The organism is Parasphingorhabdus sp. (assembly GCF_036964675.1).
Taxonomy (GTDB): Bacteria; Pseudomonadota; Alphaproteobacteria; order Sphingomonadales; family Sphingomonadaceae; genus Parasphingorhabdus.
The window spans coordinates 15,040-28,443 of record NZ_JBALTF010000034.1; the positions used below are offsets into that span (position 1 = coordinate 15,040).

A 13,404-nucleotide genomic window follows, 5' to 3' on the forward strand; every position below is an offset into this window, starting at 1 on the left:
TCCGCTGACTATGCTTCAAGGCGCCTATGGAAATAAGTGACCTTCGCATTGCCCTTTACAGCGGCAATTATAATTTTGTCCGCGACGGCGCCAACCAGGCGCTTAACCGGCTGGTCGACTATCTGCTGCGTCAGGGAGCCGCCGTTCGCGTCTATTCGCCAACCACCGATACGCCAGCGTTTGAACCGACGGGAGACCTTGTCAGCGTACCATCGGTTGCGTTTCCCGGACGTGGTGAATATCGCTTCCCTACCCGTATTTCCGGCGATGTTCGTAGGGATCTCGAGCGGTTCAATCCCAATATCATGCAAATATCGAGCCCCGATCTGGTCGGGCACAGGATGGTGTCCTGGGCCCGCCGTCAGAATATTCCGGTACTCGCTTCCGTCCATACCCGTTTTGAAACCTATCCCCGCTACTATAATCTCGCCTTTCTGGAACCTGTGATCGAGGCGATATTGCGCCGACTGTATCGTCGCTGCAACGCTCTGGTGGCGCCGTCAGAATCGATGGCCCAGGTGCTACGCGACCAGCGGATGAACTATGACGTCGGCATCTGGTCGCGCGGTGTAGACCGCGAGATATTCAATTCCGATCGCCGTGATCTGGAGTGGCGCCAGTCACTGGGCATTGCGGATGATGTGCCGGTGATCGGATTTCTCGGACGGCTGGTGATGGAAAAGGGACTCGATGTCTTTTCTGATGCGATCGACGAACTTAAACGCCGCAAGGTGGCGCATAAGGTCCTCGTGATCGGCGAAGGGCCAGCCCAACAGTGGTTCGAAGACAGAATTCCCGGCGCCATTTTTGCCGGTTTCCAGCAGGGTAGCGATCTTGGCCGGGCGGTTGCCAGCATGGATATGCTGTTCAACCCCTCAATTACCGAGACATTCGGCAATGTAACGCTGGAAGCCATGGCCTGCGGACTGCCGGTGGTGGCGGCCAAGGCCACAGGCAGCCAGAGCCTGGTTAAGAACAACGAGTCCGGCAAGTTGATCACACCGGGCGCAATCCGCGGATTTGCGGATGCGTTGCAAGTCTATTGCGAGAACCTTGACCTGCGTAACGGCCATGGCTCGGCCGGGGAACGGCGCGCAGAGGAATATAGCTGGGATCAGATCAACAATGCCGTTGCCCAGACCTATATACGACTGGTCCGTCAGCGGCAGGCCGGACATGGTCCAATCAAGCAAGCTGCTGTCCGCTAATCATGCCAGGCCTGTTTGACGACAAAAATGATCAGCAGAGCGAGGCGGAAAACACGCCCGATGCACCATTGGCCGACCGGTTGCGTCCCCGGCAGCTGGCCGACATCGTCGGTCAGGACCATCTCGTAGGACCAGAAGGCACGATCGGTCGAATGGTTGCCGCCGGAAGGCTTTCCTCGATCATCCTCTGGGGGCCACCGGGTACCGGCAAGACCAGCCTCGCACGGCTGTTGGCCTATCAGACGGAATTGCATTTCAAGTCGATTTCAGCGGTTTTTTCAGGCGTTGCCGATCTGAAAAAGGTCTTTGCCGAAGCCGAAATGCGGTTTCAGTCGGGCAAGGCGACCCTGTTGTTCGTCGATGAGATCCACCGTTTCAATCGTTCGCAGCAGGACAGTTTCCTGCCCTATGTCGAGCGCGGGACAGTGGTGCTGGTCGGTGCCACCACCGAGAATCCATCATTCGAGCTGAATGCCGCTCTGCTCAGCCGTGCGCAGGTGCTGATCCTCAACCGGCTCGATGCCTTAGCTCTGGGCCAGCTTCTGGAAAGAGCCGAGAAGCTCGAAGACAAATCACTGCCGCTGACCAGCAATGCCAGAGAGGCCTTGATCGCGAGCGCCGATGGCGACGGGCGGTTTCTGCTCAATCAGGCCGAAACGCTCTTTTCACTGGATATCAAAGACCCGCTGGATCCTGCCCAGCTCGCGAAAATCCTGCATCGCCGGATGGCGGTCTACGACAAGGACCGCGAGGGCCATTATAATCTGATCTCGGCGCTACACAAAGCCTTGCGTGGATCGGACCCGCAGGCGTCGCTATACTATCTGGCAAGGATGCTGGTGGCGGGTGAACAACCGCTATTCCTGCTCCGCCGGATCGTGCGCTTTGCCGTCGAGGATATCGGCATGGCCGATCCGCAGGCTCTCGTTCAGGCACTCGCCGCGAAACAGGCCTATGAATTTCTCGGCAGTCCGGAAGGCGAGCTGGCGATCGTTCAGGCCTGCCTCTATTGCGCGACCGCGCCAAAATCCAACGCCGCCTACAAGGCCCAGAAAGCCGCATGGAAATCTGCCAGGGACACCGGTTCGCTGATGCCACCGCAAAATATTCTCAACGCGCCGACCAAGCTGATGAAAGAAATTGGTTATGGCGCAGGCTATAGCTATGACCATGAAACGGATGATGGGTTTTCGGGTGACAATTATTGGCCGGAAGAAATGGAACCACAGCGTTTCTACCAGCCCGTGGATCGGGGTTTTGAACATAAGATTCGCGAGCGGCTGGACTATTGGGAGAATTTGCGTGCTGAAAAAACTGGTTAGCCTTTCTGTTGTCGGCGGGTTGTTTTCCATCAGTGCCCTCGCCCAGGAAGCAGAATCTACCCGCTATGACCGGGCTCTGGCGGCGGGCTATAAAGCGCAATTCATCTGCTCCGGTCTTTGGAATGGCGGGAAATCGCTAGCCGATATCAAGGCGGATGAACTCACCGGAATCTACGAACGGATCGCGGATATCGTCCCGACACTGGCAGAGGAAGTGGACGAAACCGAACGGCAGGTTCGCGTCCGCTTTGCTGATGATGCGCCGCCGCGTGTTGCTATCTGGAATCGCAAAAGTGGCTGTACCGCAATGCCAATCGGACTGGGCGGAATAACAGCCGGCCCGCAGACCAAGCGGCGCGAATTTCATGACGAACGCCCCTGGCCAATGGGAGATCAAGACGCAGTCGCGCAAAGACCCGCCGGATCAACTGGCTTTGAGACCGTCACCGCGCGGGCATTTGAGCCACAAGCCTTTGGCGGCAAAACCAGCGCCGTGCTGATCTTGCATAATGGCCTGATCCAGGCAGAAAAATACAAAGAGGGGCATGATCTGCACACCGGGCAGCGCACCTGGTCGGTGGCTAAATCCATCGCCGGCACGTTGATTGGTCATTCCGTACAGCAAGCCATGGTCGATGTGAGCGCCAGAACCGGCCTGCCGCAATGGCAGAAATTCGGCGATCCGCGCCAATTTATCACGATCGACAATCTCATGCGCATGGCCAGCGGGCTGACCAGCGATACGGCTGGAAACCGCACCGATGCAATTTATATGGGCGGCACCAGCGCTGGCGAGCAAGCCCCAACCTGGCCGCTTCTCCATGCACCCGGCACAAGCTTTCGCTATGCCAATAATGACATATTGCTAGCGGTATTGGCCACTCAGGCTGCTCATCTGGACACAAAATCCAAACTCGAGACCTATATGCCCGCAGAACATGATTTCGATCCTTTCGGCTTTTTCCAGAAGCTGGGGATGACCCGGACCTATGCCGAAACCGACTGGCAGGACAATTATATCCTCTCAAGCCAGGTCTGGACCACGGCGCGTGACCTGGGACGGCTGGGGATGCTTTATCTGAACAACGGAATGTGGGACGGAGAACGGCTGCTGCCCGAAAATTGGCGGGAATTTGTCAGCACGCCTTCCGGACCACAACCGGAAGATCGCAATTTCGGCTATGGCGCGACCTTCTGGTTGATGAACCAGTCCGAGGGAATACCAAAAGACACATTTGCCGGCTTTGGCAATCGCGGCCAATATCTGGTGATCATCCCCTCGCTCGACCTTGTCATCGTCCGGCGCGGTTATGACAACAGCGATAGCCGCTTTGATATAGAAGCCTTTACCAGAGATGTCGTGGCAGCGTTAAAATCGTGAATAGCACCTATCTCGCAGCCACCTGCACTGCGCTCACCGGACCCTCATCGATCCGGCTTGTCGAACAGGTCGTCAGGCCGTTGCAAAGCGGTGAGGTTCGGATCCGGGTCCATGCGGCAGGTCTCAATTTCCCCGACCTGCTGATGACCCAGGGCAAATATCAGTTTCGTCCAGACCCGCCGTTCGTGCCCGGACTGGAGGCAGCAGGAGAGGTGATCGAGGTCGCTTCCGATGTTCACAGCGTAAAACCCGGCGATCGGGTGATGGCGGGTGGCAAGGGCGGCGCACTGGCGGAACAATGGGTCGTCCGCGCAGCATCTGTCTCACCCCTGCCCGCGGCTCTGTCGTTCAGCGAAGGTGCCTGCTGGCAAACCGCCGCATCGACTGCCTGGCATGCACTGGTCGAACGGGGCCATCTGCAAGCTGGGGAAAGCGTTCTTGTTCTGGGCGCAAGCGGCGGCGTCGGCATGGCCGCCGTCAAGATGGCCAAACATATCGGTGCAATGGTCATCGGCACCGGGTCCAACGAAGAAAAACTGCAAGCCATCGATCAGGCTGGGGCTGATCATCTGCTCGATCCTGCCGACGAGGAGTTAGCCGCCAAGGTCAAGCAGCTCACGGATGGAAAAGGTGTAGATGTCATTTATGATCCGGTCGGCGGTGATCTCGCGCTGACCGCAACGCGCGCTATTGCCTGGAACGGACGATATCTCATCATCGGCTTTGCCAGCGGAACGATCCCGGCCTTTCCGGCTAATCACGCGCTGATCAAGGCCTATAGTCTGATTGGCGTACGCGCCGGCGAAAGCCCGCGCCGCGACCCCCAACTCGCTAGACGACAAAGTATGGCGTTAAGTGAACTGGCCGCGCAGGGTGCCATACGCCCACAAATTTCTCACCGCTTTGCCCTTACAGATTTGACGAAGGCCCTTGCCGTGCTTGAAAGACGCGAAGCTATTGGCCGGGTGGTCATAGAGATCGATACAAGTTGTTGATCTTTCAGATTTTCTACCACCGGTCATTTCAAGGAAAATATTGCTTTCTGTCTATTTGCCGTTGAATGTGCTAGGAAGGTTTCAGCCGTAACAACTAACCGAATAGGGGAAGCTATATGGATGGGATGCGAATAGGCAATTATGCTCTGGATACGGAGCTTATGATGGCATGGGGAGAGAAACTGGGTTTGGCCTTGATCATCCTCATCGGCACATGGATTGTAGCGAGGGCAGCAAAATGGACCTTCGCCAAGCTTGTCGACAATGTAAAGTTTCTGCAGCGTGACACATCCTCCGGCATTTCTGTCGGGGAGTCTCTCGGCAAAATTGTATCTTTACTGATCTGGCTGTTCGGCCTGCTCATCATCCTTCGCGTTCTCGGATTGGGCGGCGTCGATGCACCCATCCAGACGTTACTCAACTCGATCATGGGCTTTGTTCCCAACCTGATGGGTGCTGCGATCATATTCTTTATCGGTATCGTCGTTGCACGGATTGTCCGGGACATTGTCGTGACCTTCTTGCAGACAGTCGATTTTGACAAATGGGCCAATCGCGGCGGTATTGACGCGGTTACCGGCAATTCGACGATCAGCAAGACGATCGGAACAATCATTTATGTTCTTATCATCATCCCGGTCGCGATATTGGCGCTGGAAGCGTTGAATCTGGAATCGGTTTCAGGACCGGCCAGCGATATGCTCCGCATGATCCTCGAGGCAATTCCGAACATCATCGGTGCTGCCATCATCTTGGGTATCGGCTATTTGATCAGCAAGTTCGTGGTTCAGATCATCACTGAAATTCTGCCCGGCCTGGGCGTCGATCAGTCAATGGCTGCGCTCGATATTCTGCCAACAAAAACCTCGCTGACCTCCGTGGTTGCGAGAATTGCTCAGGTTGCGATCATGCTATTCTTTGCTATCGCGGCGATGCGCCTGCTCGGATTTGCAGAATTGACATCAATCCTCGATCAGGTTCTCGAACTTGGCGGACGTGTCATATTCGGCGCAATCGTGATCGCTGTCGGCTTCCTGATCGCCAATCTGCTCTCGCGGATTATCGGTGGTGCCGCTGAAGGCAGCATGGCGTCATCCATCGTGCGCTATGCAACGATCATATTGTTCACCTTCATGGGTCTGCAATTCATGGGCGTCGGACAGGAAATCGTGCAAACGGCATTCACGGCTCTGGTCATCGGCGGCGCTGCGGCAGCAGCACTGGCCTTTGGTTGGGGTGGACGCCATGTCGCCGGCAAGCTGCTGGAAGACCTCCACGCCAATCCGCCAAAGCCAAAAGCACCCGCTGCTCGCAAACCTGCAGCAGGGAAGCCAGCTGCCAAAAAATAGGCACTGGCCGAAAAATCAAAGAACAAGGGCGGGTCCGATGGACCTGCCCTTTTCTTTTGCCGGTTTGATCCGCTAAAGACGCCTGGTGCGAAGCTTCTCCCATTTTGCCTGCGTCGACTGGTCCGGCGCCAAGACCGAGCGTCCGGACGGCATTGCAGTGTCGGTCATCGGTCCCGAAGGTCCGCCTGCCTTATTGACTCCCATGCCGCGCTGGTCGCGGACAGATGTGCTCGCCTGGCTGTTGCGTATTGCGCAGGACCGGCGCGACATGTTGATCGGTTTTGATCTGTCGATGGCGCTGCCGTTCCTCGACACGGGCTGCTATTTCCCTGAATGGAGAGAAAGCCCGGACAGTGCGAAAGCGCTGTGGAGCAAAGTGGATGCAATATGCGATGATGATCTGCATTTGAACGCCACCAGCTTTCTCAACCACCAGCAGACGAGCCGGCATTTCCGCCACGGCGGGGGCCATGTCGGAGATTTGTTCGCCGGCGGTATCGGTCGCTTGCGGGAAGTTGAACGCTATCAACGCATCACCGGGCAAGCCAATAGCGCCAGTTGTTTCAATCTGGTCGGTGCGGCCCAGGTCGGGAAATCCAGTCTGACCGGGATGCGAATGCTGCACCAGCTTGGCGGCGCCATCCCGGTCTGGCCCTTTGATCCCGTTCCCGATCACGGCCCGGTCATCGTAGAGATTTATACAACCGTCGCTGCTTTGGCCGCAGGTCTGCCCAAGGGGCGCAGCAAAGTCCGCGATCGCGCCGGTCTCAAACACGCCCTGACGCGGTTAAACACGGCCACGCCCGCAAGATTGGCTCGCTATGACGACCACAGCACCGATGCATTGATCACTGCCGCCTGGATGAAGCAGACAGCGGCCAATCCCGCGCTCTGGAACCCACCTGTGATGACCGATGAGATTGCGCAAAAAGAGGGCTGGACCTTTGGCGTGGTTTGACGCTAATAGCGCCCAGCAAATCCAGTGCATGCCGAATTAGCTCAGCTGGTAGAGCAACCGCCTTGTAAGCGGTAGGTCATCCGTTCGAGTCGGATATTCGGCACCACCCAGTCCTCTGCATTTACGGTCTCCACAAATTCGCGGACGACGGGCCTGACAATACCGCAGTTCTGCGGCTTTTGGCGGATATGTATGTTCAGACCAGGACACGGAGACCGCTGAGTTGCGGCCAAATACCCGAAAATGGAGTATTTTCTCCGTCGGCCAAAAAGTGTCCTAGGATGCTGATTTTGGGGGATTTCGTTGCTTTGGCGTGTTGTGGTTTAAAAGACGAGATTTCTACTCATTCAAACCCGAAAAACACCCTCTGGGCCTTCCAGCAATGTGGAATTCCTGTCGCGCGCAATACCTTTCGCGAGCTAAGCATGGCGGGCTGCCGCCCTTCCAAAATGGCAGTAACGATATCAGGAGCCAAAAACTTAAGCCGCGCAAGCCTTGCCAGATGAGGCCTTTGCTCTGAAGGGACCGATTCGCCGCTGGCCAAGGTGAAGTATGCAGCTTCTGCTCTCGCAATCAGACCAATTAGTTTTGCATCGATACGTTTGGTTTGAACCGGTTCGCTGGAGGCAAATACCAGTCGCAGTTCTTGACCCCGTTTGGCAAGGGTCATCGCGATACTAATTTTTACGTTGGCATTCCTCTCGCTGACGTTCAGCTTGGGGTATAAATGCTGCGCCAACTTACTAGCATCAAAGCTTAAACTAATGGCATCGTCAGCCAGTTTGATCTGCAGATTGACGCCAAGCAGGATATCTCGCAACCGCGACGGCGTGGCAGTTTCGATTCTGACCGCAAGCTCAGCGCAATCGCTGATCAAGTTCTGGCTTGGCACTTTGCTGGCTAAATCACTGAGCGTTGCTACAATATTCGCCTCATCCCGCAGCCATAGTGCAAGCCGCGCCTGGATCGGCCGCTCAATCTCACTCGCCGGAATACGCCATGCATCACGTGGCGACTTACCGTCGATATTTTGCGGCCGCGTAACGTAATAGCGATATCGCCTGTTACCGCGCTTGGCATGTGTTGGGGTCATCGCCCTGCCCAATCCATCAGTTAGCATCCCGGCAAATGGGCTCGGCTGATCAGCTTGGGACTGCAAACGATGATTGTTGCGATTGTCATGAATAAGGGCCTGCACCGTGCCCCAGAGTTTGCGATCAATGATTGGCTTATGCTCGCCCGCATAGCTTTGGTCCTTATGGGTGATCTCGCCGATAAAAATGCGGTTTTGCAACAAATGGGCCAAGGCCCCTTTACCAAAGATCTGATTACCAGCCTTGCGTCCACTGCGATAGGTTCGTGGTTTGCTGCGGATACCATCGCGCTCGAGTTCGCCTGCAAGCGCGCCGATGGATTTGAGCGCGCAATAGCGCTCGAAGATGTGCCTGACAGTTTTGGCTTCATTCTTGTTAATCATCAGCTTTCGGTCCTTAACATCATATCCGAGCGGTAATGGTCCTCCCATCCACATGCCTTTCTTTTTAGAAGCAGCTATCTTGTCGCGAATGCGCTCGCCGGTCACCTCGCGCTCGAACTGCGCGAAGGATAAAAGTACATTCAATGTCAGCCGGCCCATGCTGGTGGTGGTATTGAATGATTGCGTGACACTGACGAAGCTGGCCCCTGCCCCATCCAGTACATCAACGATCTTTGCAAAGTCGGATAGGGCGCGGGTTAGCCGGTCAACCTTGTAGACAACAATGACATCGACCTTGCCGGCTTCGACATCGGCCATCAGTCTTTTAAGGCCTGGCCTCTCCATGCTTCCGCCTGAATATCCGCCGTCATCATATTGTTTGTCAACTGGGATCCAGCCTTCATGACGCTGGCTGGTTATATAGGCAGCGCAGGCTTCTGCCTGAGCATCAAGACTGTTAAATTCCTGCTCCAGTCCTTCCTCGGTTGATTTACGAGTATAGATAGCGCAGCGAATAGTTTTTGCGCCTTCGCCGCGGCCATTGGGTTTTGCAGAACGACGCTCAGATGTCCGTCGTCAGATAATTTGAGACATATGGCGTTTTAAAACAGGCGAGTATTTGGTTCCATCTGTTGGTTGATATTATGCGGCAAGCTTGCGGTGATGCAAGCGCCTTTGTTCGATGGTCGCCAACCGTGAAGGGTTCCTCAAACTGCTCTTCGACTCTCATTTCGCAATCACAAACCCGACAGCCGTTCGATGGGCAATCCGCCTGCGGTGCAGCACGATGCCGACTGGAATGCAGATTGCGATCAAGCCCAGCATGTATAGCCCGCTGATCGGGTCAGCGAAAATGAAGGAACCCAGCAGCGCAATGCTCACCAGCAAGGCAATTATCGGGAGAAGCGGATAGCCGATGGCACGAAACGGGCGCGGCAGATCGGGCTGGCGGCGGCGGAGCGCGAAGAATGCCACAGCATAGAGCACACTGACGAATATCGATAAGGCGCCCATCAGCTTGAACACGAAGATAAAGCCGCCAGAGAATATCAGCCCGACCGTCAAGACCGCCGAGACCAGAAGCGCGATATCAGGAGTGCCACCCCGATTGACGCGGGTGGCGCTGTGCAGGAACAGTCCGTCGCGTGCCATGCCAAACAATACGCGGGGCATGATCATGATCAGGGAATTGAGCGTGACAACGGTCATAAATGCAGCAAGCAGGGCAACCAGAGTCATGCCGATCGAACCGAAGCCGCGTTCCACCACGAGCGCGACCGGCAGGTCCGACTGCCGCAAGGTGGCGATATCCAATGCCATGTACATGCTGAGATTCAGTGTCAGATAGACGGCGATGACAATCACGCAGGAACGGAACATCGCGCGCGGGATATTGCGTCCGGGGTCGGTATCCTCTTCGGCAAAGAACATGGCGCTATACCAGCCATCATAGGCGCCCACGATGAGCTGAAGGGCGGTGATGATGCCAACCATTGTAACCGCGCCGCCGACGACTGCGCTCGCCGTGGCGGCCGAATCCGCAGTAGCAGGGTCAACGGTGAATGCGATAATAATCACCACAGACAACAGGCCGAGTTTTACGACCGTACCGATGATCTGGATCAGCCGGCCTTCCTGAACCCCGATCCAGTTCAAAGCCGTCACCACCAACGCAATCAATGCTGCCAGCATTTGTGCATGCGACGCGGCCCATGGGAAAACCATCCCCAGAAAGTCGGCGCAAGCGAGGGCAACCGCTGCAGTTCCGGCGGTATAACCCGCGAAGGTTGCCCAACCCGCCAGCAGCCCCATGGAATCACCAAATGCTTCTCTGACAGGAACATAGAAACCGCCAGCCTTGGGCAGAGCTGTGGACAGTTCCGCCGTGATATTGGCGGACAGCAGTATGAAGACGCCGCCGACCAACCACAACAACATGGCGATCCAAGGATCGGGCACTTCATTGGTGATGACCCCCGGAGCCCGCATGATGCCCGATCCGATCACGCTTCCGATACCGACGGCTAGACCAAAAGCAAGGCCGAGGCGTTTCTGAAGGTGGCCTGCGGAAGCTGGCTGCACGATCATATCCTATTTCCCGAGCACGGATTGCGCAGACCGCGCGGTGGTGATCGGATCGGCATGACGATGTGCCAGCTTCCATTGTCCACTAATTCGCTCATAGAGGCTGGTCACACGGACGCTGAATTCGGAAAACTCGTCACTGCCAGCCAACTGCGTCCGGTCATGTTCAATCTCGACCAGGCAGACAAAATTGCCATCGCCATAAACGGCAACCCCCTCGACCCTCGCCGTTCCGCGCTGATATTTGTTCGCTGCATTTGCCAGCGTTGCCGCGACCTGCGCGCGTCCCTGTCCGAACGGCCCAAACGGATTGCCCAGCGTGATGTCATCGCGGTCAGCGAATAAGGCAAGATAGAGGCTGGGATCGCCGTTAAGGATGGCCTCCAGCGCGCGGTGGCTCTGATCAATGGCTTGCTCCAGCTGGCGCGCATTGCTGCCCGGCTGGGCGAAAGCGGGCGCTGCAATCGCAAGGCTGATGGCCAGCGCGATGGTGCGGCATACAAGTTGTTTCATTGCATCGATTCCGTCATTCTGCCCCGGATCGGCGAGACCTCGGCGACGGGATCGATTGCCAAAAGTTCCTCCTCAGGCAGGCCGCTGCGCAGTCGCGCCAGCCAATCGTCCGGATCATATTCCGCTCCAACCGGATTTTGGCCCATGATTTCGCCATGGAAATAGTCTGCGCATTCCTTTTTGGTCGCGAACCCGTCGACCGCGAATTCCATTTGGTTGCCATCGGGATCGGCATAATAGAGCGAGGCGCTGATGCCGTGATTGACGCACCAATAGGGTGTAATTCCGATAGCCTTCAATATTTCGTAATTCTCCAGCAGATCGAGGAGCGAACCATATTCCCAGGCGACATGATCGACGCCAATCATGCCTCGATCATCCTTGTTGTCGGATTCCTCCGGGCGGATCACGGCAAGGTCAGCGAAGGCAAAGCGGTGATGTTCTTCGTCGAAGGTCAGGAAGGCGAGCGCGGGATTTTGATATTGGACCTTGGCATCGAAAACGACCGCGTACCATTGCAGCATTTCTTCAAACCGGCGGGTTCGGTAAACCACATGGACGAGTGCGGATGGCGACTTGATCATGTTGCAACTCCAATTGCATTGTCTATTGAGGGAATGTCCGGATCAGGCCTGTCCATTGCCCGCTTCAATGCCGGTCCAAAGATCAGGAACATCAGGGCTCCTGCTGAAGGAATTGCGACATGCAGCAGCCAGAAATTCTCGGCCGACATTTTCTCGTAAAAGGTACCGAGATATCCCTCGGTGACGGCGCTGAAGAATGCCGTGAGATAGACCGATGCCATCATTAATCCGCCCAGCTTTTTGGGCGCACGACGGGATATCAGCGCCAGCAAGGTTGGCCAGTACCACATGAAGCCAATACCGGAGAGAATGAACGAGAGCATCGGTATGACTAGGCTGGCTTTGCCATCGCCCGCCAGATAAGCGCCGCCAGCCAACAGTAGCCGGGACGCAGCCAGGATCAGCGCTGCGATAGCAATTTTGGTGATATCGCCCGGTTCGCTGCCCCGCCTCGCTTGAGCCATCCAGAATAGAATCAATAACGGAGCCACTAGGACGCTGGCAAAGGCATCAACCGAATTAAACCAGGGTACTGGAAAACTGCCGATGGATGTCGTCAGGTCGACATGTTCCGATATCCAGATCAACCCGACGTTGAAGCCCTGACCATAAGCGATGGACGGCAATATCGATATCGCCATGATCGTGACCAGCAATACCACCGTGCGCCGTTCATGAGGGGTCAGCCGCGCCTCCACGATGCGGCTACGTCCGCGTGCATTCGGTTCCGGCAATTGTTTCTGCCCGACTAGATAGACCGCGCAGGCGAGCAGCATGAAGACACCCGCCGTCCCGAAACCATAATGCCAGCCGTAAACCTGCGCCACACCGCCGCAGACAAGCGGGCCGGCCATCCCGCCGATATTAATGCCCGTGCTGAAAATCGTGTAGCCGCGCGTCCGGCGAGACTCATCCTCGACCGCGTAAAGATGCCCGACCTGCGCCGCGATATTGCCTTTCAGACAGCCCGACCCGAAGACGAGCAACAGCATCGCCAGCAGGAAACTTTGTTCAAACGCCATGGCGAAATGGCCTGCGGTCATCAGCAGCACGCCGATCAAAACGGTTTTCTTCGCGCCAAGCCAGCGGTCCGCGATAAACCCGCCCAATAATGGTGTCAGATAGACCAGGCCGCCGTAGAAACCGAAGGTCTGGCTCGCCAGCGCCAGCGTCGACATCGGTCCGAACACGCTTTCCAACGCGCCCCGATAGGTCGCCATGCCCACAACATTCTCAATATGACCGGGCAGCAACAATTCCTGAACCATATACAGCACGACCAGCGCCCCCATTCCGTAATAGGAAAACCGCTCCCATGCCTCTGTGAACGCCAGATAGGCGAGACCCTTGGGATGGCCGAGGAAGGAGGTGTCATTCGCGGTCACGGGAACGGATGCATCAGCCATAAAAAAATCTTTCTTCCACAATCTGCCCGTCTCGGACGGTGTAGGTGGCGATTTCGCTGAATGGTTCGCGCTTGCCGGTGGCGCGGCGGATGATTTCCATGTCGATGAATAGGGCGAATTGGTCGC

12 protein-coding genes and 1 tRNA gene are annotated in these 13,404 nt (G+C 56.3%); 7 read left to right on the forward strand and 6 right to left on the reverse strand.

The features are described from left to right. Positions 1-26 precede the first annotated feature (26 nt). The 7 genes from V7665_RS07755 (at position 27) to V7665_RS07785 (ending at position 7,319) form a co-directional block, all read left to right on the forward strand. A complete protein-coding gene (locus tag V7665_RS07755; protein ID WP_335663964.1) occupies positions 27-1,208 on the forward strand; it encodes a glycosyltransferase family 4 protein in 1,182 nt (393 codons plus the stop codon). Between the two features lie 2 nt (positions 1,209-1,210). Then, positions 1,211-2,530 (forward strand): replication-associated recombination protein A, encoded by a 1,320-nt coding sequence (locus V7665_RS07760; RefSeq protein ID WP_335663965.1) that lies wholly within the window; start codon positions 1,211-1,213, stop codon positions 2,528-2,530. Beyond that, positions 2,511-3,911, forward strand: coding sequence for a serine hydrolase domain-containing protein (locus tag V7665_RS07765; protein ID WP_335663966.1), 1,401 nt, complete (start codon positions 2,511-2,513; stop codon positions 3,909-3,911). The genes V7665_RS07760 and V7665_RS07765 overlap by 20 nt, the downstream gene beginning before the upstream one ends. Beyond that, positions 3,908-4,906, forward strand: coding sequence for an NADPH:quinone oxidoreductase family protein (locus tag V7665_RS07770; RefSeq protein WP_335663967.1), 999 nt, complete (start codon positions 3,908-3,910; stop codon positions 4,904-4,906). The genes V7665_RS07765 and V7665_RS07770 overlap by 4 nt, the downstream gene beginning before the upstream one ends. A gap of 125 nt (positions 4,907-5,031) precedes the next feature. Beyond that, a complete protein-coding gene (locus V7665_RS07775; RefSeq protein WP_335663968.1) occupies positions 5,032-6,255 on the forward strand; it encodes a mechanosensitive ion channel in 1,224 nt (407 codons plus the stop codon). A gap of 85 nt (positions 6,256-6,340) precedes the next feature. Then, positions 6,341-7,213 carry a hypothetical protein gene (locus tag V7665_RS07780; protein WP_335663969.1) on the forward strand — a complete coding sequence of 291 codons (873 nt, stop codon included), beginning with the start codon at positions 6,341-6,343 and terminating at the stop codon, positions 7,211-7,213. 30 nt (positions 7,214-7,243) lie between these two features. After that, positions 7,244-7,319 (forward strand) — tRNA-Thr (locus V7665_RS07785). Between the two features lie 237 nt (positions 7,320-7,556). Here the strand turns inward: V7665_RS07785 and V7665_RS07790 are convergent. The 6 genes from V7665_RS07790 to V7665_RS13920 all read right to left on the reverse strand — a co-directional run bounded on the left by V7665_RS07790 (position 7,557) and on the right by V7665_RS13920 (position 13,378). Continuing rightward, positions 7,557-9,206 (reverse strand): recombinase family protein, encoded by a 1,650-nt coding sequence (locus tag V7665_RS07790; RefSeq protein WP_335663975.1) that lies wholly within the window; start codon positions 9,204-9,206, stop codon positions 7,557-7,559. Between the two features lie 210 nt (positions 9,207-9,416). Continuing rightward, positions 9,417-10,778 carry an APC family permease gene (locus V7665_RS07795; RefSeq protein ID WP_335663970.1) on the reverse strand — a complete coding sequence of 454 codons (1,362 nt, stop codon included), beginning with the start codon at positions 10,776-10,778 and terminating at the stop codon, positions 9,417-9,419. 3 nt (positions 10,779-10,781) lie between these two features. Continuing rightward, a complete protein-coding gene (locus V7665_RS07800; RefSeq protein WP_335663971.1) occupies positions 10,782-11,288 on the reverse strand; it encodes a YybH family protein in 507 nt (168 codons plus the stop codon). Further along, entirely contained in the window at positions 11,285-11,872 is a 588-nt protein-coding gene (locus V7665_RS07805; protein WP_335663972.1) for a VOC family protein, read from the reverse strand. The genes V7665_RS07800 and V7665_RS07805 overlap by 4 nt, the downstream gene beginning before the upstream one ends. Further along, complete coding sequence (locus V7665_RS07810; protein WP_335663973.1) at positions 11,869-13,278, reverse strand: peptide MFS transporter; 1,410 nt, start codon at positions 13,276-13,278, stop codon at positions 11,869-11,871. The genes V7665_RS07805 and V7665_RS07810 overlap by 4 nt, the downstream gene beginning before the upstream one ends. Then, positions 13,271-13,378: a SnoaL-like domain-containing protein gene (locus V7665_RS13920; RefSeq protein ID WP_442955195.1), complete on the reverse strand. Its 108-nt coding sequence runs from the start codon at positions 13,376-13,378 to the stop codon at positions 13,271-13,273. Before V7665_RS13920 ends, V7665_RS07810 begins: the two co-directional genes overlap by 8 nt. Between the last annotated feature and the right edge of the window lie 26 nt (positions 13,379-13,404).